This is a genomic window from Microbacterium sp. NPDC055665, from assembly GCF_053618035.1.
In genome coordinates, this window is sequence record NZ_JBSHGY010000008.1 from 19,027 (window position 1) to 37,018 (window position 17,992).

Annotated in this window: 22 protein-coding genes; 9 read left to right on the plus strand and 13 right to left on the minus strand. The window is 69.0% G+C overall.

Translation table 11 applies throughout. From position 1 onward, the window contains the following. Positions 1-104: 104 nt before the first annotated feature. A complete protein-coding gene (locus ACWGO6_RS15455; RefSeq protein ID WP_452327168.1) occupies positions 105-1,664 on the minus strand; it encodes an SDR family oxidoreductase in 1,560 nt (519 codons plus the stop codon). A 98-nt stretch (positions 1,665-1,762) separates the two neighbouring features. Here ACWGO6_RS15455 and ACWGO6_RS15460 point away from each other — a divergent pair, with 98 nt between their 5' ends. The 3 genes from ACWGO6_RS15460 (at position 1,763) to ACWGO6_RS15470 (ending at position 4,090) form a co-directional block, all read left to right on the plus strand. Then, positions 1,763-2,986 (plus strand): MFS transporter, encoded by a 1,224-nt coding sequence (locus ACWGO6_RS15460; protein ID WP_452327169.1) that lies wholly within the window; start codon positions 1,763-1,765, stop codon positions 2,984-2,986. Between the two features lie 307 nt (positions 2,987-3,293). Continuing rightward, complete coding sequence (locus ACWGO6_RS15465) at positions 3,294-3,776, plus strand: SRPBCC family protein (protein ID WP_452327170.1); 483 nt, start codon at positions 3,294-3,296, stop codon at positions 3,774-3,776. Continuing rightward, the gene (locus ACWGO6_RS15470; protein ID WP_308737263.1) at positions 3,773-4,090 is read left to right on the plus strand and encodes an ArsR/SmtB family transcription factor; all 318 of its coding nucleotides are present in this window, start codon (positions 3,773-3,775) and stop codon (positions 4,088-4,090) included. Before ACWGO6_RS15465 ends, ACWGO6_RS15470 begins: the two co-directional genes overlap by 4 nt. A gap of 3 nt (positions 4,091-4,093) precedes the next feature. Here ACWGO6_RS15470 and ACWGO6_RS15475 read toward each other — a convergent pair whose 3' ends face one another. Together ACWGO6_RS15475 and ACWGO6_RS15480 are read right to left on the minus strand one after the other, a co-directional pair. Beyond that, a complete protein-coding gene (locus ACWGO6_RS15475) occupies positions 4,094-4,645 on the minus strand; it encodes a MarR family winged helix-turn-helix transcriptional regulator (protein WP_136042685.1) in 552 nt (183 codons plus the stop codon). Then, positions 4,645-4,887 (minus strand): hypothetical protein, encoded by a 243-nt coding sequence (locus tag ACWGO6_RS15480; protein ID WP_136042642.1) that lies wholly within the window; start codon positions 4,885-4,887, stop codon positions 4,645-4,647. Before ACWGO6_RS15480 ends, ACWGO6_RS15475 begins: the two co-directional genes overlap by 1 nt. A gap of 129 nt (positions 4,888-5,016) precedes the next feature. On the opposite strand from ACWGO6_RS15480, the gene ACWGO6_RS15485 reads away from it, so the two are divergent. Together ACWGO6_RS15485 and ACWGO6_RS15490 are read left to right on the plus strand one after the other, a co-directional pair. Next, a complete protein-coding gene (locus ACWGO6_RS15485; protein WP_452327171.1) occupies positions 5,017-5,475 on the plus strand; it encodes a MarR family winged helix-turn-helix transcriptional regulator in 459 nt (152 codons plus the stop codon). A 126-nt stretch (positions 5,476-5,601) separates the two neighbouring features. Then, positions 5,602-5,928: a DUF7882 family protein gene (locus ACWGO6_RS15490; RefSeq protein WP_452327172.1), complete on the plus strand. Its 327-nt coding sequence runs from the start codon at positions 5,602-5,604 to the stop codon at positions 5,926-5,928. A gap of 147 nt (positions 5,929-6,075) precedes the next feature. Here ACWGO6_RS15490 and ACWGO6_RS15495 read toward each other — a convergent pair whose 3' ends face one another. The 6 genes from ACWGO6_RS15495 to ACWGO6_RS15520 form a co-directional block, all read right to left on the minus strand. After that, positions 6,076-6,828 carry an SDR family NAD(P)-dependent oxidoreductase gene (locus ACWGO6_RS15495; protein ID WP_452327173.1) on the minus strand — a complete coding sequence of 251 codons (753 nt, stop codon included), beginning with the start codon at positions 6,826-6,828 and terminating at the stop codon, positions 6,076-6,078. Between the two features lie 116 nt (positions 6,829-6,944). Further along, positions 6,945-7,529, minus strand: a complete 585-nt coding sequence (locus tag ACWGO6_RS15500; RefSeq protein ID WP_136042646.1) for a hypothetical protein — start codon at positions 7,527-7,529, stop codon at positions 6,945-6,947. A gap of 175 nt (positions 7,530-7,704) precedes the next feature. Next, the gene (locus ACWGO6_RS15505) at positions 7,705-8,112 is read right to left on the minus strand and encodes an arsenate reductase ArsC (RefSeq protein ID WP_452327174.1); all 408 of its coding nucleotides are present in this window, start codon (positions 8,110-8,112) and stop codon (positions 7,705-7,707) included. Then, positions 8,109-9,128 carry a metalloregulator ArsR/SmtB family transcription factor gene (locus ACWGO6_RS15510; protein ID WP_452327175.1) on the minus strand — a complete coding sequence of 340 codons (1,020 nt, stop codon included), beginning with the start codon at positions 9,126-9,128 and terminating at the stop codon, positions 8,109-8,111. Before ACWGO6_RS15510 ends, ACWGO6_RS15505 begins: the two co-directional genes overlap by 4 nt. Next, positions 9,125-10,255 (minus strand): ACR3 family arsenite efflux transporter, encoded by a 1,131-nt coding sequence (arsB, locus tag ACWGO6_RS15515; protein WP_452327176.1) that lies wholly within the window; start codon positions 10,253-10,255, stop codon positions 9,125-9,127. The genes ACWGO6_RS15510 and arsB overlap by 4 nt, the downstream gene beginning before the upstream one ends. A 77-nt stretch (positions 10,256-10,332) precedes the next feature. After that, complete coding sequence (locus ACWGO6_RS15520) at positions 10,333-11,634, minus strand: FAD-dependent oxidoreductase (protein ID WP_452327177.1); 1,302 nt, start codon at positions 11,632-11,634, stop codon at positions 10,333-10,335. Positions 11,635-11,717: 83 nt separating this feature from the next. Here ACWGO6_RS15520 and ACWGO6_RS15525 point away from each other — a divergent pair, with 83 nt between their 5' ends. Beyond that, positions 11,718-12,074, plus strand: coding sequence for an ArsR/SmtB family transcription factor (locus ACWGO6_RS15525; protein WP_136042651.1), 357 nt, complete (start codon positions 11,718-11,720; stop codon positions 12,072-12,074). Between the two features lie 21 nt (positions 12,075-12,095). On the opposite strand, the gene ACWGO6_RS15530 is transcribed toward ACWGO6_RS15525, so the two are convergent. Next, a complete protein-coding gene (locus tag ACWGO6_RS15530; protein WP_452327178.1) occupies positions 12,096-12,713 on the minus strand; it encodes a helix-turn-helix domain-containing protein in 618 nt (205 codons plus the stop codon). A gap of 53 nt (positions 12,714-12,766) precedes the next feature. Between ACWGO6_RS15530 and ACWGO6_RS15535 the strand changes: the two genes are divergently transcribed. Continuing rightward, positions 12,767-13,678, plus strand: a complete 912-nt coding sequence (locus tag ACWGO6_RS15535; RefSeq protein WP_205820360.1) for an alpha/beta fold hydrolase — start codon at positions 12,767-12,769, stop codon at positions 13,676-13,678. A 54-nt stretch (positions 13,679-13,732) separates the two neighbouring features. Here ACWGO6_RS15535 and ACWGO6_RS15540 read toward each other — a convergent pair whose 3' ends face one another. Next, a complete protein-coding gene (locus ACWGO6_RS15540) occupies positions 13,733-14,509 on the minus strand; it encodes an NAD(P)H-dependent oxidoreductase (RefSeq protein ID WP_452327179.1) in 777 nt (258 codons plus the stop codon). A 100-nt stretch (positions 14,510-14,609) separates the two neighbouring features. Between ACWGO6_RS15540 and ACWGO6_RS15545 the strand changes: the two genes are divergently transcribed. Continuing rightward, positions 14,610-15,200, plus strand: coding sequence for a TetR/AcrR family transcriptional regulator (locus ACWGO6_RS15545; protein ID WP_136042654.1), 591 nt, complete (start codon positions 14,610-14,612; stop codon positions 15,198-15,200). Between the two features lie 60 nt (positions 15,201-15,260). Here the strand turns inward: ACWGO6_RS15545 and ACWGO6_RS15550 are convergent, their stop codons facing one another. Both ACWGO6_RS15550 and ACWGO6_RS15555 read right to left on the minus strand, forming a co-directional pair. Beyond that, positions 15,261-16,103 (minus strand): alpha/beta hydrolase family protein, encoded by an 843-nt coding sequence (locus tag ACWGO6_RS15550; protein WP_452327180.1) that lies wholly within the window; start codon positions 16,101-16,103, stop codon positions 15,261-15,263. Between the two features lie 89 nt (positions 16,104-16,192). Beyond that, positions 16,193-16,792, minus strand: coding sequence for a TetR/AcrR family transcriptional regulator (locus ACWGO6_RS15555; protein WP_452327181.1), 600 nt, complete (start codon positions 16,790-16,792; stop codon positions 16,193-16,195). A gap of 29 nt (positions 16,793-16,821) precedes the next feature. Here ACWGO6_RS15555 and ACWGO6_RS15560 point away from each other — a divergent pair, with 29 nt between their 5' ends. Beyond that, positions 16,822-17,961 (plus strand): MFS transporter, encoded by a 1,140-nt coding sequence (locus ACWGO6_RS15560; RefSeq protein WP_452327182.1) that lies wholly within the window; start codon positions 16,822-16,824, stop codon positions 17,959-17,961. Positions 17,962-17,992 lie beyond the last annotated feature (31 nt).

The following is a 17,992-nucleotide window of genomic DNA, read 5'->3' on the forward strand; positions in this document are numbered from 1 at the left end:
ATCCTGCGAGAACAGGCGGATTCATCGGGAATCGGCCTGAATCGGCAGGATCGCCTGATCCTGCCCGCCCAACCCGCCCAACACGCCCCGCACGCCCGGGGGCGCTAGGAGTTCTCGGCCGTGCGGGTGATGCGCGATGCCATGCTGGCGAAGATCAGTCCGTGGAAGGGCAGCACCGCGAGCCAGTACAGGCGTCCGGTGAGCCCGCGCGGGAAGAAGATCGCTCTCTGCTCGTAGCGCGCGCCCGCGGCTTCGGGGAGTGCGCGCAGCTCGAGCCAGGCCTCACCGGGCACCTTCATCTCGGCGCGGAGGCGCAGCAGCCCACCGCTCGCCGGCGAGGACTCGGTCGCAGCTCCCGGCTCTTCGACCGCTTCGACGCGCCAGAAGTCGATCGCGTCGCCCACGCGGGCGACGGTCTGGCTGCGGCGGCCCCGTCGCAGTCCCACCCCGCCGACCACGCGGTCCATCAGCCCGCGCACCGCCCACAGGAACCGTGACGAGTACCACCCGTTCGTGCCGCCGATGCCCAGGATCACCGGCCACAGCCGGTCGACGGATGCCGAGGTGACGAGCGTGCGGGCATCGGTGAAGACGGTGCGACCCGCCCAGTCCGGGTCGCTCGGCAGCGGATCGCTGGGAGCGCCCGAGACCTCGGAATCCTGCCAGCTGGTCTCGATCGCGTCGGCGTCGACCCGGCCGAGCGCCAGGTCGACGGCTCGCCGATACGGCGTCAGGCCGCCCTCCGGCTGCGGGATCAGCTCGTCGACCGCGTGGTCCTTCATGATGCACTCGTTCTGCAGCGACGCCACGAGCGGGCGGGCGATCGAGCGCGGCACGGGCGTCACGAGGTTCACCCAGTGCGAGGCGAGCCCCGGCGTGAGCACCGGCAGCGCGGCGATGGCCCGCTGGGGGAGACCGGCCTCGACCGCATAGCCGTTCATCATCTGCCCGTAGCGCAGCACGTCGGGCCCGCCGATGTCGACCGCGCGGTTCACGTCGGCGTCGACCCGCGCGGCGCCGAGCAGATAGTGCAGCACGTCGCGCACGGCGATCGGCTGGATGCGGTTGCGCACCCACTTCGGCGCCGGCATGTACGGCAGCACATCGGTGAGGTGTCGGATCATCTCGAACGAGGCCGACCCCGACCCGATCACGACGCCCGCCTGCAGCACGAGCGTCGGCACGCCGGACTGCAGGAAGATCTCGCCCACGCGCACGCGGGACCGCAGATGCGGAGAGAGTTTCGCGTCATCCGGATGCAGCCCGCCGAGGTACACGATGCGCCGCACACCCGCGCGAGCCGCGGCCTCGGCCACCGTCGTCGCCGCGCGCTCGTCGCTCTCCTCGAAGCCCTTGCCGGCGGTCATCGAGTGGATCAGGTAGTACACGACGTCGACGTCGTCCATGGCTGCGGCCACGGCATCCGCATCGTCGGCCGATCCCTCGACGATCTCGCAGTCGGGACCCCAGGGGAACGACGCCGCGCGGGCGGCGTCGCGCGCCAGCACCCGCACCCGGTAACCGGCGTTGAGCAGGCGCGGTGTCAGCCGCCCGCCCACGTATCCGGTCGCACCCAGCACGAGCGCGCGCGGTGCCGATCCGTCGTCACGGGGGACGGCGCGCAGCGCCTCTTCGCGGCCGGTGGGTTGGGTGAGTTGAGCCATGGGTCGAGAGTACGACCGGGAGCGGGTGGCGGGTACGGGGTTGTGGCGATGAGCGGGTGCGGATATGGAGTGCGCGCCGTGCCATTACGATCGTAGACATGGCTTCAATCGAATCGATTCGACGACCGGCTCCGGACCGGGCGTCCCGGCGCGCGCGCATCGCCGTCTCCGCCCTGTTCCTGACCAACGGGGCGCTGTTCGCGAACATCCTGCCGCGCTACCCGGAGATCAAGGCCGGGCTCGGGCTCGACAACCTCGGCTACGGCTTCGCGATCGCCGCCTTCCCCGCGGGAGCCATCGCCGCCGGCCTTCTCGCGGCCGTGCTGATCCGCCGCTTCGGCTCGGCGCGCATCGCCGTGATCGGCACCGTGCTCACGAGCATCGGCCTGCTGTCGGCCGCGCTCGCGCCCTCGGGCGTGCTGTTCGCCGTGGCGCTGTTCCTCGGCGGAGCATCCGACGCCATCACGGATGTCGCCCAGAACGCGCACGGCCTCCGGGTGCAGCGGCGCTACGGGCGGTCGATCATCAACGGCTTCCATGCGATCTGGTCGATCGGCGCCGTGATCGGCGGGGCGATGGCCGCCGTCGCGATCGCCCTGCGGCTGCCCCTGGGCGTGCACCTCGGCATCTCCACCGCCGTGTTCGCGACCGTCGCCCTCGTGGCCCTGCGGTTCTGCCTCCCCGGCCGCGACGACGAGTCCGAGCCGGATGCCGTCGCCGAGCCGACCGAGGTGACGGGATCGATGCGTCGTCACGTGACCCCGCGCACCGTGATCGCGATCATCGCGCTCACCCTCATCGCGATGGCCGGAGCCGTCGCCGAGGATGCCGGCAACTCCTGGGCGACCCTGTACCTCGCCGAATCCCTGGGGGCCGCCGCGGCGATCGCCCCGCTCGGCTTCATCGCCCTGGTCGGCGCGCAGTTCATCGGCCGGATGCTCGGCGACCCGCTCACAGACCGGTTCGGACAGCGCTGGGTCGCACGGGTGGGCGGCATCATCGCGGCGGTGGGCATGACGCTCGCGCTCGCCTTCCCGACAGTTCCAGGTACGATCCTCGGATTCGCGGCGGTCGGCTTCGGCATCGCGACCCTCATCCCCGCGGCGATGCATGCCGCCGACGAGCTGCCGGGGCTGCGGGCGGGCGTCGGGCTCACGGTCGTGTCCTGGCTGCTGCGCCTCGGCTTCCTGATGTCGCCGCCGTTCGTCGGGTACATCGCCGAGACCCAGAGCCTGCGCGCCGGGCTGCTCGTCGCCCCGGTCGCCGCCCTCGTCGCCGTGCTGCTCGCCGGGTTCCTGGAGAAGCGCCGCCCGCGCGACTAGCCCGCGGCATCCGTCCCGTCCTGTCCCGGTCCCGGCATCCGCCCGTCCTGTCCCGGTCCCGGCATCCGCCCGCCCTGTCCTGTCCGCCCGTCACGCCCGTCCCCGGTGCAGATGTCGGACGGATGCACGGATGCAGGACGGATCTGCGGCGTTTCGTCCTGCATCTGTGAAATCTCCCGACAAGTGGACGGATGCCGGGACAGATGCCACACATCTGCAACCCGGGGGTTGCGTCACGCTGACCAGTGTGCAACTCTGGAGTTGCAGTTGGTCGACCGGCCAGCGCGAAACCCGGAAAGGATCCATCATGGTGAGCATGACCCACAACGAGGCATCCGTCGTCGACGAGGAGACCTTCTCCATCCGACGCAGCATCCAGATCGCGGCACCCGTCGAGAAGGTGTGGCGAGCGGTCGCCGAGCCGGAGCACATCTCCCGCTGGTTCGGACGCACCGTGCTCGACGGCAGCGGTGTCGGCGCGACCGGCACGATGACGTTCCCCGACTACGACGTGATCCCGCTGCGTGTCGAGGAATACGACGAGCCGCGGCGCATCAGCTACCGCTGGAACAACGACGACGCCCTCGGCAAGCTCCCGGATGCGATCGACGAGGCGACCTCGACCGTCTTCACCTTCACGCTCGAAGAGGCCGACGGCGGCACCAGGCTCACGGTCGTCGAGAGCGGCTTCGAGCGCACGTCCGACCCGCGTGCCAACCTCGAGTCGCACCGTACGGGCTGGGACCTGGAGCTCGACAAGATGGTCGCTCTGGTGGAAGGCGAAGCGTGACCACAGAGACCCTGCTGCCCATGTTCGCGGCGCTCGCGGACGAGACACGCTGGAGCATCCTGACGGCTCTCGGCGAGGGGGACGCCTCGGCATCCGCCCTCGCCGGGCGCCTTCCGGTGTCGCGACAGGCCATCGCGAAGCACCTCGCCGTGCTGCAGGAGGTCGGCCTGGTCGAACCCGTGCGTGTCGGTCGGGAAGTGCGCTTCCGGGTCGTCGGCGCCGAGCTCTCCGCCACCGCGGCGAAGCTCGACGTGATCGGGCGCGAGTGGGACCGCCGCCTCGCCGCGATCAAGGAGATCGCGGAAGGCCTGTAGGCCTCACTCCGCCTCGGGCGCCGCCTGGTCGCGGATCACGTCGCGCAGCTCCTCGTCGAGGTCGGATGCCTCTTCGATCGCGGCGGTCATCCCGGCGAGGAACCGCGTGACGACGGCCCGCTCCTGGTCGGAGAGTTCGTCCACGAGCGTGAGCATGCGGTGATGCATCGCCCCGAGCGTGGCACGCACCTCTTCGTCGCTGCTCACGGTCGGCACGACGACTCCGGCCCGCCGGTCGGTGGGATGCGCCTCGCGGCGGACGTGGCCGCCCTTCTCGAGGCGGTCGATGAGCGTGGTCGTCGAGGCGGTCGAGATGTTGAGCATCCGGGCGATGTCGATCGCTCGCACGATCCGGCCGGCGCGCTGCTCGCGCAGGAGGAATCGCAGCGCCATGAGGTCGGTCTCGTTCATGCCCATCGAGATGCGGGTGCGCTCGCGCATCGCGGTCTCCGCTGCCCGGTAGCGGCGCAGCATGTTCAGCACGTCGATGGTGCTCGCGCTCTTGCCGTCGGGGTACCAGTATCCGGAGCGGGCGTAGTCCTGAGGCTCGGCCATCATGCCACTCCCTCTTCATCGCTGAGGGCACGTGACGTGCTGAGTTCGAGCATCTCGGTCGCGCCGGTCGCCACCTCGGCGGGGACGACGAGGAGGAACCCGCCGGTGATGGCGTCGTTCTCGGCCTCGATGATGCGCGCGATGCGATCCCGCGAGACGGCGGGGAACCGCGTGTGGAGGTGATCCAGCAGATCGGCGAAGCCGATGTACCGCTCGTCCTTGAGGTCTATGGGCTCGACCATGACGTCCCTTCTCATCGTGATTCCATCCTCTCATCGACGGAAGGGCCTGATGGTCGACCGATTTTGCTAGACGAACCGGTAATCAGACGATCGAGGTAACATGGGCCGCCGGGGAAAGGCGAAGGTGTGATGGGGACGAAGCTGGAGATCGCGACGGCGCAACTCGCGCGCGAAGTCGAAGCTCTGCGCCGCGTGGACGCCAGGCTCGGACGCCGCCTCGCTGCGGAGCGCCAGCCCAACGAGACCGATCGCGCCGCCATGGGGTTCATCGCCGATGCGCCGGCCGACCGACCGGTCACGCCCGGCGATCTCGCCGCGCATCTGGGTGTGAGCACCGCAGCGGTCACCGCCCTGATCCGTCGGCTCACTGCGCGCGGGCATGTCGTCGTCTCCGTGCACCCGGACGACGCGCGGTCGAAGATCCTGCGCACCTCGCTGCGCGACCTGCATTCGCCCGCCGACGAGATCTCCCGGCGGGTGGCAGGCATCGAGAGCGAGTTCACGCCGGAGCAGCTCTCCGTGATCTCTCGGTTCCTCCGACGCCTCACGGAGGAGATCTCCGACCTCGCCGACTCGTCTCCGCGCTAATACCGGCATCCAGGAGCCTCAGTCTCCGGAAGCCTCACCCCATTGGAGAGGCCTCAAAACTCTCGGCTACCATTTAGCTAGTTAAACTAGTAATCTAATCGTTGAAGTTATTCTCGAGGAGGTGCCATGGGTCAGCTCAGCTACGCCAGTGAATCGCAGATCGTGGAGGTCGACGATCGGGTGCTCGCGCACCTGCGGCTCGTCACCGTCACCAAGCTGCGACGCGGAGAGTCGTTTCCGCTCACGCTGCGCACATCGCGTGCGGCGACCGAGACGCTGTGGATGCATGCGTCGATCCCGGTCCGCTTCACGCTCGACGAGGAGATCGAGCTCGAGCGGCCGCTGTTGGTGAAGATGATGGCCGCGGCGAGCACGGCCGGTGGACTGGATCTCACCGACATCGACTTCTCGCCGCTGTCGTCCGCGTTCCCGTCGATGCACGCGGTCGCCTGACTTCAGACTCGCCTCCCCCGCCGGCGCATCCTGGGCAAAGCGGTGCGGCCCGCGGGCGGGAGGTGCACAGCGACGTTTCGGGGGGTACGTCGCTGTGGATGGCATCCGGTCACCGGGAATCGGGTCCCGGGACCGGATGCCATTCGATCAGAGAGCGGTGTATCCGCCGTCGACCAGGTGGTAGCTGCCGGTGACGAAGCTCGCGGCATCGCTGGCGAGGAACGCGATGAGGTTCGCGACCTCGTCGGCCTGGCCCAGGCGTCCGATCGGGTGCTTCGACACCAGGAAGTCCTTCGCTTCGTCACCCATGGTCGCCAACAGCGGGGTGTCGATGAAGCCGGGGCCCACCGAGTTCACGCGCACACCCTGCGCCGAGTACTCGAGCGCGGCCGACTTGGTCATGCCGACCACGCCGTGCTTGGCCGTGACGTAGGCGGGCGATCCGGCGAAGCCGACGCTGCCGAGGATCGAGGCGATGTTCACGACGGATCCGCCGCCGTTCGCGAGGATCGACGGGATCTGCGCCTTCATGTTGCGGAACACCGCGTTGAGGTTGATCGCGATGACCTTGTCCCAGGCCTCGCCCTCGTACTCCGCGGTGGGGGCGGATGCGCCGCCGATGCCGGCATTGTTGACGCCGATGCGCAGCGGGGCGAGGGAGTTCGCGAGTTCGATCGAAGAGGCGATCCAGGCCGCATCCGTCGCATCGCCGACCGAGGCCTCCGCGATGCCGCCCGCCGCGCGGATCTCCTCGACGACCGCGTTCGCGTGCTCGGCGTTCAGGTCGTTGACCACGACGGATGCGCCGTTCTTCGCCAGCAGGAGGGCGGTCGAGCGTCCGATTCCGCTGCCTGCTCCCGTCACGATCGCCGAGCGGTTCGAGACGTCGTACTGAGCCACGAGGGACTCCACTTCCGGGCGGGCACGGTGCCGGGAGATCTTCTCGGACGGTCCGTCCTTCTCTCCAGCCTACGCCTGAATATCGGTGATGGATTCAGGTGAATGGATGCGTCTGGTCAGGGGGTGGTGGGCGCATAGGTGGGGAAGATCGTGAGGGAGTTGTTCCCGAGGTTCGGCTCGTCGACGCCGGGCGGGGACATGACGATCACGGTGTAGGGGTTCGCATCCGGGACCCACTCTCCGTCTCTGACGATGCCGAACGACGGCAGGAGAAGAACCTTGTCGAACTCGAACGGCAGGATGAAGGTCACTGTCTGCACGCTTCCCTGAACGTCCGACGAGATCGGTTGGGCGGGACCGTTGTTGAAGATCTCCAGAACGAGATCGCCGAGAAGCCTCGTGTCGAAACTGACCTGCACCGTCGCCCCCGGCGGGAGCATGACGCGTTCCCCGCGGTCCTCGACCAGGACGTCGAACTGCGAAGGGAGCTGCAGGGTGAACGCCTGCAGGCCATCGGGGCTCGTCGCGCCGATCTCGCTGCCTTCGGGTCCCGAGAAGACGATGATGTCGAAGATGGGCGTACTGGCCGCGGCCAGGGGTGTGCCCAGTGCGACGGCGACGACGGGCAGAGACCAGGCTGAAGCCCTGAGGATCGTGCGGCGGGTGGTGCCAGGCGAGGTGTTCTCGGCGGGTTCGGACATGGTGCACTCCTCCGGATGCGTGGCGCAAGTCCCCCCTGCGCTTTTGCGTCCACGGTAGACCCGGCGCCCCGAATAGTCGACAGGTCCGGCCGGTTCTCCCCGCGTTGAGGCCTGCCCGTGCGATCGCCTCACCGGATCGCGCCTGCGGTTGACTCGGTGCGGACGCGCGCGACTGCTAGACGATCTCGCTCACCAACTGCTCGATGCGCGCCTTGATCTCGTCCCGGATGGGCCGGACCGCGTCGATGCCCTGACCGGCCGGGTCGTCGAGCTTCCAGTCTTCATAGCGCTTGCCGGGGAAGAACGGGCAGGCGTCGCCGCAGCCCATCGTGATGACGACGTCGGATGCCTGCACGACCTCGGTCGTCAGCACCTTGGGCTGCTCGGCGGTGATGTCGATGCCGAGCTCGCCCATCGCCGCGACGGCGGTCGGGTTGATCTGGTCGGCGGGCATGGAGCCGGCGGAGCGGACCTCGATGCGGTCGCCGGCGATATCGCGGAGGAATCCGGCGGCCATCTGCGAGCGTCCCGCGTTGTGCACGCAGACGAAGAGCACGGAGGGCTTGGTGGTCGTGTCGGTCATGGCTGCTCCTTCGGAGAGGTGTGGTCAGGGAGAAGGTCGTCGAGGAGTGCGCGTACGCGCCCGGCGATGTCGTCGCGGATGGCTTCGACGCCTTCGCGTGAAGCGAGGGCCGGGTCGCCGACGGCCCAGTCGTCGTAGCGGACGCCGGGGATGATGGGGCAGACGTCGCCGCAGCCCATGGTGATGACGACATCGGCCGCGCGCACGGCGTCGTCGGTGAGGGGCTTCGGGAAGCGCTCGGCGGCGGCATCGCCCTCGATCTCGGCGAGCAGCGAGCGGACGTGCGGGTGGACGACGTCGGCGGGACTCGATCCTGCCGAGCGTGCGATGACCTTGCCGGCGGCCAGCGTGTTCACGAGCGCGGCGGCGAGCTGCGAACGCCCGGCGTTTGCGACGCAGACGAACAGCACCTGGGGCACGGAAGTGTCGCGGTCGCGGGTGAGATCGGCGAGGCGCTGGCGGGCGAAGCGCTCGGTGAGGGGAACGAGCGCCGAGGTGACGCGGGCGCTCCGTGCAAGGGCGGTGTACGACTCGCGCACGGTGGTGAGCACGACATCGTGATCGAGCTCGGGTACCTCTGCGGCGAGCTCATCCGCAAGACGGGTGACCCGGGCGTCGAAGTCGGGCCGTCGCTGATCGTTGTCAGTGGAGGCACTCCATGGCGCGATGCTGGCGGGAGCGAACGAATCGAGCAGGGCCGTGACGGCGCGGCGCCGGGACGGGTTGATCCGGTACCAGACCCAGGTTCCCCGGCGCTCCGAGGTGAGGACGTCGACGTCTTTCAGTACCTTGAGGTGGTGGGAGACCGTGGGCTGGGAGACCTCGGCGAGCTCGGCCAAGTCGCAGACGCACGACTCTCCGCGCGGGTCCGAGGCGATGGCCGACAGCATCCGCAGCCGCAGCGGATCCGACAGCGCCTTCAGCGTTGACGCCACGGACGAGGCTGCCTCCAGCCCGATGGCATGGGTGGCGACGGGGCTGCAGGTGTCATCCGTGGTGGTCAGCGTGACGTTCATGACGGCATCCTCTCGGCGGTGTGCGGGGCGGCGGTGTACGGATCGGTGTGGAACCAGTGGCGGGCCGCCCAGAGTGAGACGTAGACGAGTCCGACGAGGACGGGCACCTCGATGAGCGGGCCGACGACCCCCGCGAGAGCCTGGCCGGATGCCGCGCCGAAGGTGCCGATGGCGACGGCGATGGCGAGTTCGAAGTTGTTGCCGGCGGCGGTGAATGCGAGTGTCGTCGATCGCGCGTAACCGAGCCCGAGCGCCTTGCCGGCGAAGAGGCCGATGAACCACATGATCGCGAAGTACGCCAGCAGTGGCAGCGCGATCCGCGCGACGTCCCACGGTCGGCTCGTGACCTGCTCGCCCTGCAGGGCAAACAGCAGCGCGATCGTGAACAGCAGGCCGTAGAGCGCCCAGGGGCCGATCCTCGGCAGGAAGCTCTCCTCGTACCAGTCGCGTCCCTTCGTGCGCTCGCCGATGAATCGCGAGGCGAAACCGGCGACGAGGGGGATGCCGAGGAAGATCACGACGTTCAGTGCGATCTGCCCGATCGAGATGTCCAGCCCCTGCGCGTCGAGACCGAGCCAGCCGGGAACGACCGTGAGGTAGAACCAGCCGAGCAGCGAGAAGGCGATCACCTGGAAGACCGAGTTGATGGCGACGAGCACGGCCGCGGCCTCGCGGTCGCCGCAGGCGAGGTCGTTCCAGATGACGACCAGGGCGATGCAGCGCGCGAGCCCGACGATGATGAGTCCGGTGCGGTACTCGGGCAGGTCGGGCAGGAGCGTCCACGCGAGGACGAACATCAACGCCGGGCCGACGAGCCAGTTGAGGACCAGCGAGGAGACGAGCAGTCTCTTGTCGCCGGTGACGGCAGCGACCCTGTCGTAGCGGACCTTCGCGAGCACCGGGTACATCATCACGAGCAGCCCGAGCGCGATGGGGATCGAGATGCCCCCGACCTCGAGGCGGGCGAGCACGTCGGAGACGCCGGGGATGAACCGCCCGATGAGGATGCCGCCGACCATCGCCAGACCGATCCAGAGCGGCAGCCATCGGTCGAGGTTCGACAGGCGGCGTGCGGGCGGAGCGGCGGTAGGAGTGGTTCCCGTGCTCGCGAGGCCTTGAATCGACATGTGTCTATATTGACATCCGTCGATATCAGCCGCAACCGACGTGGGCGGAGTTCACCCGATGGTCACCTGTGTCGCGATCAGCCCACCGTGACCGGGCGCGCGCCGATCTGCAGCACCGACGGCGCAGCGCAGCAGCTGCCCGCGGTGTCGTCGAACCCACCGGCTCCGCCGCACACCCCGGTGTCCGGAAGGGTGAGCTCGTTGCGGCCCGCTGCCTCGTGATCGCCGACGAGATGAGCGGCGACGCTACGGACCTGCTCGTAGCCGGTCAGGGCGAGGAACGTCGGGGCGCGTCCGTACGACTTGGCGCCGACGATGAAGAACCCGGGTTCGGGCTGCGCGAGCTCCCGCGCTCCTGTCGCCCCCACCGATCCGCAGGAGTGGATGTTCGGGTCGATCTCTGAGGCGATGCCCGCGACCGCTTCGAGTGCGGGGTCGAGGTCGATCCGCAGTTCGCGCAGCATGTCGGTGTCGGGCCGGAAGCCGGTGAGCGCGAACACGTGCGCGACCGCCGCCACCTCGCGCCCGTCTTCGGCCACGACCGTCAGGCCGTCGTCGCCGTTCCGGAACTCGGCGACGCGGAACCCCGTCACCAGCTCCACGACTCCCTCGTCGATCACCTTCCGCGCGCGGGAGCCGAGTGCGGCGCGCTCGGGAAGCTCGTCCCCGATGCCGCCACCGAAGACGTTGGCGGCGCTGCCTCGGCGCAGCAGCCAGGTCACGCGCGTTCCCGAAGCCCGGCGCGCCAACTCGCTCAGTCGCAACACGGCATGTGTGGCGGAGTGCCCGGCCCCCACGACGATGACGTGCGAGCCGGCGAGCTCGGACACGTCGGCCGGGATCCGGTACGAGATCCGATCGGATGCTGCGGCCTCGCCGAGCGCCGGGAAGCCGTCGGCCCCCGCAGGGTTCGGGAGGTCCCAGGTGCCGCTGGCATCGACGACGGCGCGGGCGAGGAGGCGGCCCTCATCGCCGTCGGCATCGACGGTGTGCACGACGAACGGCTGGCTCTTGCGTCCGCCGTCGACGACCTTGTCCCGGCCCTGACGCGCGACGCCGGTGACCGTGGTCGCGTAGCGGATCCGCTCGCCGAGCGTATCGGCGAGAGGCGCCAGATACTCGCTCATCCACTCCGCGCCGGTCGGGTAGCCCGACGCGGGTGCGTTCCATCCGGTCGGCTCGAGCAGGCGGCGCGCCGCAGCGTCAGTGAGCTCCGGCCATGCCGAGAACAGGCGCACGTGCCCCCAGTCGGCGACTGCGGATGCCGGTCCGTGTCCGCGTTCGACCACGATCACGTTCTCGTCGCGTTCGACGAGGTGCGCGGCGGCGGCGAGGCCCTGCGGGCCTGCTCCGATGACGACGACGGGAAGCTCGGACATCACATCTCCTCGGATCGAAAAACTTCAATACGAAGACTGTCGCCCATCTATTGAAGATTGTCAATACGTGTCAGAATAGACCCATGAGCCTGCCGACGACCATCGAAGCGACCGCCTGCTGCGTCCCGCGCGTCACCTCCGCACTGGCGGTCGAAGATGCCGAGCGCGTCGCGCGGGTGTTCAAGGCGCTCGGTGACCCCACGCGCGTGCGGCTGCTGTCGCTCATCGCGGCCGGGGCTGGAGGAGAGGCCTGCATCTGCGACCTCACCGAGCCGGTCGGTCTCTCGCAGGGCACCGTCTCGCACCACATGAAGCTCCTCGCCGACGCGGGTCTCGTCACGCGCGAGCAGCGCGGCAAGTGGGCGTACTTCGCGCTCAACGCCGACGCGATGGATGCCGCCGCCGACGCGCTTCGGGTGGCGGCGCCGGCCCGGTCGTAGAACCGGCTCGGCGGACCCCGGTCAGGGGCTCGGGTCGGGTCGACCCTGGTTGCTGGACGAACCTTCGGCAGCGGGTCGCGCCGGGCTCCTCGCCTCGTCCGGACCCCCTTCGGCATTGCGGGCGGGGAAGAGGATGGGGCTGAGGAGGTGGCGACTCCGTGCGGCGGAGGGTTCGTGCCCCATGTGCGGGACGATCGCGTCGCGGAGGTCGCTGATCAGCTGTTCGCGCTCGTCGGGACTGAGCCAGATCGAGTGCTGGCGATAGCCCACGAGGTCGGCTGTGGGATCGGCGTCCGGGCGATCGAGATAGGCGTTGAACTCCGTCAGCAGCACGGCGGCCGCGGCGGCGAATGCGCGACGATGTTCGGCGATGGAGGTAGACGCCGCCATGGCCGGATCGATGACGGAGGCGGCACGGTTGAGGCGGTATCGACGCTCCACCGCGCCCCGCACCCGCTGCTCAGAGTCGACCTCGAGAACGCCTCCGTCCGTGAGTAGCGCGAGGTGCCGATACAGCGTGGCCTTGGGGATGTCGGCGAGCGCGGCTCGGATCTCGGAGCCGGTGGCGGAACGCCCTCCGGACATGGCGTGGATGATACGGAGGCGCACCGGGTGCGTGAGCAGATCGCGCTTGGTCACGAGTCCATGGTCTCATGGTTTAGATTAGTCTCAGAAATGAGACTAAGGAGTCCATGATGGGAACCATTCCGATGGATGACAGGCGCCAGCATCCGCCGCTCGGCGCGCTTCATGAGTACGATGGCCGCCGGCTGATGCTGCACCGATCCGGGGTCGAGGGGCCGGCCGTGGTCTTCCTTCCGGGCGCCGGCCTCATCGGCTACGACTTCCTCAACCTGCATCGGGAGGTCGGGAGAATCACGACGAGTGTGCTCTACGACCGTGGCGGCACGGGCTGGAGCGACCCCGTCGACCTGCCCCGCACTCCGACCGATGTGGCCGAGGAGCTCCGTTCGCTGCTCCACGCGGCCGGTGTCCCCGGGCCGTACATCTTGGTCGGGCACTCCCTGGGTGCCTTCTACGCCCGCCGCTATGCCCAGCTGCATCTGGAGGAGACGGCAGGCCTCGTGCTGCTCGACCCTGGGCATGAAGACATCATGTCGTTCATGCCCCCGCAGGCGGCTGAGCTGAATGACCAGATGACATCCGGTCTCGACGAGCTCCCGGACCTGACGGCCGAGCAGGTGCAGCAAGCCCGTGAACAGTACGCAGAGATCTATTCGTCGTGGCCGGAGGAGGTGCGCGGCCCGCTCATCGAGGAGCATCTCCGATCGTGGCGCACGCAGATCGCCGAGACGAAGAACTTCGAGACGACGGTCTACGACGAGCTGCGCGCCGGCGGGCCTCTCTCGGACATTCCCCTGATCGTCCTCACCGCGGGCGGCGCGAACCCCTATTGGGCGAACTTCATGACTGATGCGCAGATGCGAGAGGCGCTGGACGGGGTGCGTCGCATGCAGGCCTCGATCGCTGAATCGGTGCCGCGGGGTGAGCAACGCGTCCTCGAAGGCGCCTCTCATCAGTACCTGCACATCGAGCGCGAGGATGCCGTGATCCGAGCCATCCGCGACGTCGTTGGACGCTGAGCGCCCGGGCGCTCGGCTCGGTCGCTGAGCGCCCGGGCAGTCGGGGCGGGTATGTCACCGGCGGTGGATATCGAGATCGGTTCGTCCGGGAAGGATGTCGGCGCGCAGCGCCCGCGTGCCCCGGTACTCGCCGTCACGTAGGGCGCGGAACGGCTGAGACGGCACTTCGTCATGGATGCCCGCGAGCCTCGTGGTCAGCCGGTCGCGCTCGGAGGTGACGGCCGCGGCGTCGAGGGCGTCGGCATCGTGGATGACGTGGAGGTCGAGCGATTCGATCCCCGTGTACCAGAGCGTGCCGTGCGTGATCGGGAACATCAGCGAATCGATGTCGCCGCTGACCCCTCGTGAGCCGATGCTCCGCGCATCCTCGCCCGCCGTCACGATGATGAGCGCGCGCTTGCCCTTCAGGCCGCCTTCGCCGTAGCGGAGCGGCAGCCCCGTCTCCGCGTCGACGCCGCCGTAGGCGAAGCCGTTGGTGAACACCCGATCGAACCAGCCTTTGAGGATCGCCGGTGCGCCGTACCACCACAGGGGGAACTGGAACACGAGCAGTTCGGCGGCCTCGAGCTTTCGCTGTTCGAGGCGCACGTCGTCGGGGACGAGTCCGCTCTCGTAGACCTGGCCCATCAGGTCGACGATGTTGCCCTCGCTACCGGCGAGATCGCGCTGAGCGAGCAGGGGGTCGAAGCCCTGGGCATACAGATCCGAGGTCTGCACGTCGTAACGCGGCGTGAGCGCTTCGACCCCCGCCTGGAACAGTTGCCGGTTCAGGGATCCCGACTGCGGATGCGCGTAGATCCAGTGCGTGGTGGGCCGGAGGTCGGCGGTCATGTCTCTCCTCGGAGTGTGGCGTGCCGGTGGCATGCGGGATAGGCTGGATACCTACCAACCGTAACTTACTCATAGTAGGTATGGGGCACAAGGGGTGAGCGTGACGAAGGCGAAAGAGGGTGCGCGACCGCGGCTGTCCAAGGCGGACCGTCGCGCGCAGCTGCTGGGCGTCGCGCGGGAGATGATCCGTGTTGACGGTGCCGATGCGCTGACCCTCGGTGCGCTGGCAGACCGGGCGGGCATCACGAAGCCCGTCGTCTACGAGCACTTCGGCGACCGCTCGGGGCTCTTCGCCGCCTTGTACCGTCAGTTCGACGAACGCCAGGATGCCTCGCTCGAGACTGCGCTGGCGAACGCCGGGCCCGACGTCGAAGGAGTCGTGGACGTCGTCGCCGCGAGCTATATCGCCTGTGCCCGCGCCGAAGGCATCGAGATGGCGGGCGTGGTCGCGGCTCTCCACGGAACGCCGGTGCTCGCCCGGATGCGGCAGGAATCTGTGGTGGCATACGTCGAACGCTGTCGCGCCGCCCTCGCCCGCGTCGTCGGCGCCGAGAACATCGATCCGATCGCGCTGGAGGCGGCATTCGCCTCGGCGGACGTGCTCGCGGGCGCGGTACTCGCCTCCCGCATCGACGAGGACGACGCGCACGAGACGCTCGTGCGGATCCTCCGCGCCTCGATCAGGAAGTGAGCCGCGGGCGAGGAAGGCCGACGCGCGAACGCGGAGATTCGGCCGCGGACGAAGCCTGCGTCACGTGGGGCGGGCGTCGATCAGTTGCGCGCGTGCGAACTCCACGACCTCGACCGTGAGCCGCAGGCGGTGGTCTGCGAGAGAGTGATCGGTGTCGAAGACGGTCTGGCGAACCCTGCTGTCTGCGTTCGTGAACGCCGTGACAAGCGGGTCGTGATGCAGCGCCGAGGGGGTGACGCCGTCGCGGCTGGTGCCGATCAGGAGGACCTCCCGGTCGGTGAAGTGCGCGGCCAAGGAGCGCAGCGACCAATCCTGGCCGGCCTCGAGCATCTCGCGGGCGAGTGACTCGCCGTCCGTGTTCGCGAGCACGGAGGTTTCGGAGCCGAAGGCATCGACGTAGGTGTCGAGAAGTGCCGGGTCGGTTTCGATGGCGGCAGCGACAGCCCCGAAGTCGAATCCGGAGATCGAGACGGTCGCACGCACCTCCGGCCGTCGAGCCGCTGTGTACAGGGCGAGAAAGCCGCCCAGGCTGTGCCCGGCGACGCCGACTCGGGTGGTGTCCAACTCGGGCATCTGCGGATGGTCGCCGCGGAGCAGAGTGTCGAGGACGGCGTCGGTGTCCGTGAGCGTGTTGGCCCACGACCAGTCGCCGGGCATGCCCCAGCATCCGCGGTAGTGGAAGACCAGCGACGCCACCCCGGCTCGGCGCAGGGCGTGGGCGATGTCGAAGTTACGCTCCCATCCGGGAAAGCCGTGCAGCAGCAGCAGGACGGGGTGGGGACCGGCTCCGGCGGGGAGGTGCAGGACGCCGTGAAGCGTGTGGCCGGCGCTGTCGAGAGTGACATGGCGGGTGGCAGCGGGCGGGATCTCGCCGTTCGGCGGGTCAGCGCTCAGATAGTCCAAGGTGCACCTCCACAGATAGAACCGATCAGTATTATCTAACGATGCGAGCATACAGAGATGCCGGCTGCGCGGGAGTAAGGATCCGCGAGTCAGATCGCTCGGTCGAGCAGAATCTCCGCGGCGGCCCGAGCGTCGGCTCCGGCGACGGAGCCCTCGCCGTCGACGACGGTGACGGCGGTGGCTCCTTCGATCAGCAGAAGGAGTTGGCGTGCAAGCCCGTCAGCGCGCGTGGTGTCCGTGACCCCCGCCTCGACGACGCGGGCGCGAAGCAGTTCCCGATAGCTGTCGAGGTGGGAGCGGGCAGTCGCCCGCACCCGGCGTTCGTCGTCACCGCGACTGTCCGTGACGGCGTTGAGAACCGCGCATCCGCGGTACTGCGGCTGCGCGAACCATTCGATGAGGAGGTCGAAGATCGCCAATACGCGGTCGCGTCCTGGTTCGGCCTCCGCTGTCTCCCGGCGCAACCACTCGTGGATCCTCTCGCTCCGGCGGACCGCGACGCGAGAAGCGAGTTCCGCCTTGGAGGGGAAGTAGCGGTAGAGGCTGAGCTTCGATGCGCCTGCCTCGGATGCGATCTCGCTCACCCCGACGGAGTGCATGGCGCGAGCGGCGAAGAGACGGTCCGCGGCATCCAGCAGTCTCGACCGGGTCTCCTCGGGATCGATCCGGGCCCCTTTCGGCACGGGCATGGTGTCTCCTCTCGCCAGGACATCGTGTGATGACCGATCGGTCTCATCTTACGAACGCCCCGCCGGTGCGGCGGCTGTGGGCGACTGTCTTCCTCGCCTATCTGGCATTCGGTGGAACCCTGCAGCTCCTTCCCCTGACGCTGTCGACGCGGTTCCACTCCGACGCGGCGTTCATCGGCCTCACGGTGGGCATCGCGTTCGCCGCCACCGCCTTGTGTCGACCGATCGCGGGGTGGGCGAGCGACGCGGGCGCAGGCAGGCGCGTCGTCATCCTCGGCGCGGCGCTCACCCTGGCGGGAACGCTCGGCCAGGCGCTGGCCGCCACCGAGTGGCACGTGCTCGTGTCGCGGGTCGTCATGGGGGCGGGGGAGGCCGCGGTCTTCTCCGGGGCGCTTCCCTGGGCGTGGCGCCAGGTTCCCCCGCACAAGAGGGGTGGTGCCTCGGGTCTGTTCGGCCTCTCGATGTGGTCCGGCCTCGCTCTCGGGCCGCTGGTCGCGAGCACCGCCGTCCTCGGCGGCCAGCGCATCGCCTGGCTGACACTGGCCGCCCTCGGTCTCGGGAGCCTGATCGTCGTGGTCACCACCCGATCGTCGGGGCGAGTGCACCTGCCGACGTTCGCGCTCGAGGCGCTGTGGGTGCGGGGGATGGCGGCGCCATCGATCATGTTCGGGCTCGCGGCGTACGGGTACGGCACTCTTTCCGCGGTACTGGTGCTCTACCTCGACAGCGGCCCCGGAGGCAGTTCTCTCGGGTTGCCGGTCTTCGCCGGCGCTTTCCTCCTCGTCCGGGTCGCCGGCAGCCGCATGGTCGACCGGATCGGAGGCCGCACGGTGGCAACGGTCAGTCTGCTCGTCGAGGCGCTCGGATTCGTGGTGATCGTCGCCACGGGCACCACTGCCGGCGTGCTGGGGGGTGTGGCTCTCGTCGGCGCCGGATGCAGCCTCGCATTCCCCGCCGCCGTCGGGATGGCCGTCGCGCGCTCCCCGCAGCATACGGCCGGTGCCACCGTGGCTGGCATGACATCGTTCTGGGACCTCGGCATCCTCGCCGCGGGAGTGAGCGCGGGGATCCTCGCTGAGGCGTTCGACTTCCGAGCGGCGTTCATCGCCGCACTGGCAGCCGCACTCCTCGCGCTGATCGTGGCCGTGTCGATGCCCGCGCGCCGATGAGCTCCTCGGGCGCGCGGAATCCACACATCAC

Bases quoted from the DNA above. Each gene is read 5' to 3' on its own strand.
- ACWGO6_RS15555 (WP_452327181.1), bottom strand. From the start codon at position 16,792: ATGCCCGTGCCGAAAGGGGCCCGGATCGATCCCGAGGAGACCCGGTCG.
- ACWGO6_RS15490 (WP_452327172.1), top strand. From the start codon at position 5,602: ATGGGTCAGCTCAGCTACGCCAGTGAATCGCAGATCGTGGAGGTCGAC.
- ACWGO6_RS15560 (WP_452327182.1), top strand. From the start codon at position 16,822: ATGACCGATCGGTCTCATCTTACGAACGCCCCGCCGGTGCGGCGGCTG.
- arsB (WP_452327176.1), bottom strand. From the start codon at position 10,255: ATGTCGATTCAAGGCCTCGCGAGCACGGGAACCACTCCTACCGCCGCT.
- ACWGO6_RS15485 (WP_452327171.1), top strand. From the start codon at position 5,017: ATGGGGACGAAGCTGGAGATCGCGACGGCGCAACTCGCGCGCGAAGTC.
- ACWGO6_RS15540 (WP_452327179.1), bottom strand. From the start codon at position 14,509: ATGACCGCCGACCTCCGGCCCACCACGCACTGGATCTACGCGCATCCG.
- ACWGO6_RS15475 (WP_136042685.1), bottom strand. From the start codon at position 4,645: ATGGCCGAGCCTCAGGACTACGCCCGCTCCGGATACTGGTACCCCGAC.
- ACWGO6_RS15480 (WP_136042642.1), bottom strand. From the start codon at position 4,887: ATGGTCGAGCCCATAGACCTCAAGGACGAGCGGTACATCGGCTTCGCC.
- ACWGO6_RS15500 (WP_136042646.1), bottom strand. From the start codon at position 7,529: ATGTCCGAACCCGCCGAGAACACCTCGCCTGGCACCACCCGCCGCACG.
- ACWGO6_RS15460 (WP_452327169.1), top strand. From the start codon at position 1,763: ATGGCTTCAATCGAATCGATTCGACGACCGGCTCCGGACCGGGCGTCC.
- ACWGO6_RS15525 (WP_136042651.1), top strand. From the start codon at position 11,718: ATGAGCCTGCCGACGACCATCGAAGCGACCGCCTGCTGCGTCCCGCGC.
- ACWGO6_RS15465 (WP_452327170.1), top strand. From the start codon at position 3,294: ATGGTGAGCATGACCCACAACGAGGCATCCGTCGTCGACGAGGAGACC.
- ACWGO6_RS15510 (WP_452327175.1), bottom strand. From the start codon at position 9,128: ATGAACGTCACGCTGACCACCACGGATGACACCTGCAGCCCCGTCGCC.
- ACWGO6_RS15535 (WP_205820360.1), top strand. From the start codon at position 12,767: ATGATGGGAACCATTCCGATGGATGACAGGCGCCAGCATCCGCCGCTC.
- ACWGO6_RS15520 (WP_452327177.1), bottom strand. From the start codon at position 11,634: ATGTCCGAGCTTCCCGTCGTCGTCATCGGAGCAGGCCCGCAGGGCCTC.
- ACWGO6_RS15455 (WP_452327168.1), bottom strand. From the start codon at position 1,664: ATGGCTCAACTCACCCAACCCACCGGCCGCGAAGAGGCGCTGCGCGCC.
- ACWGO6_RS15505 (WP_452327174.1), bottom strand. From the start codon at position 8,112: ATGACCGACACGACCACCAAGCCCTCCGTGCTCTTCGTCTGCGTGCAC.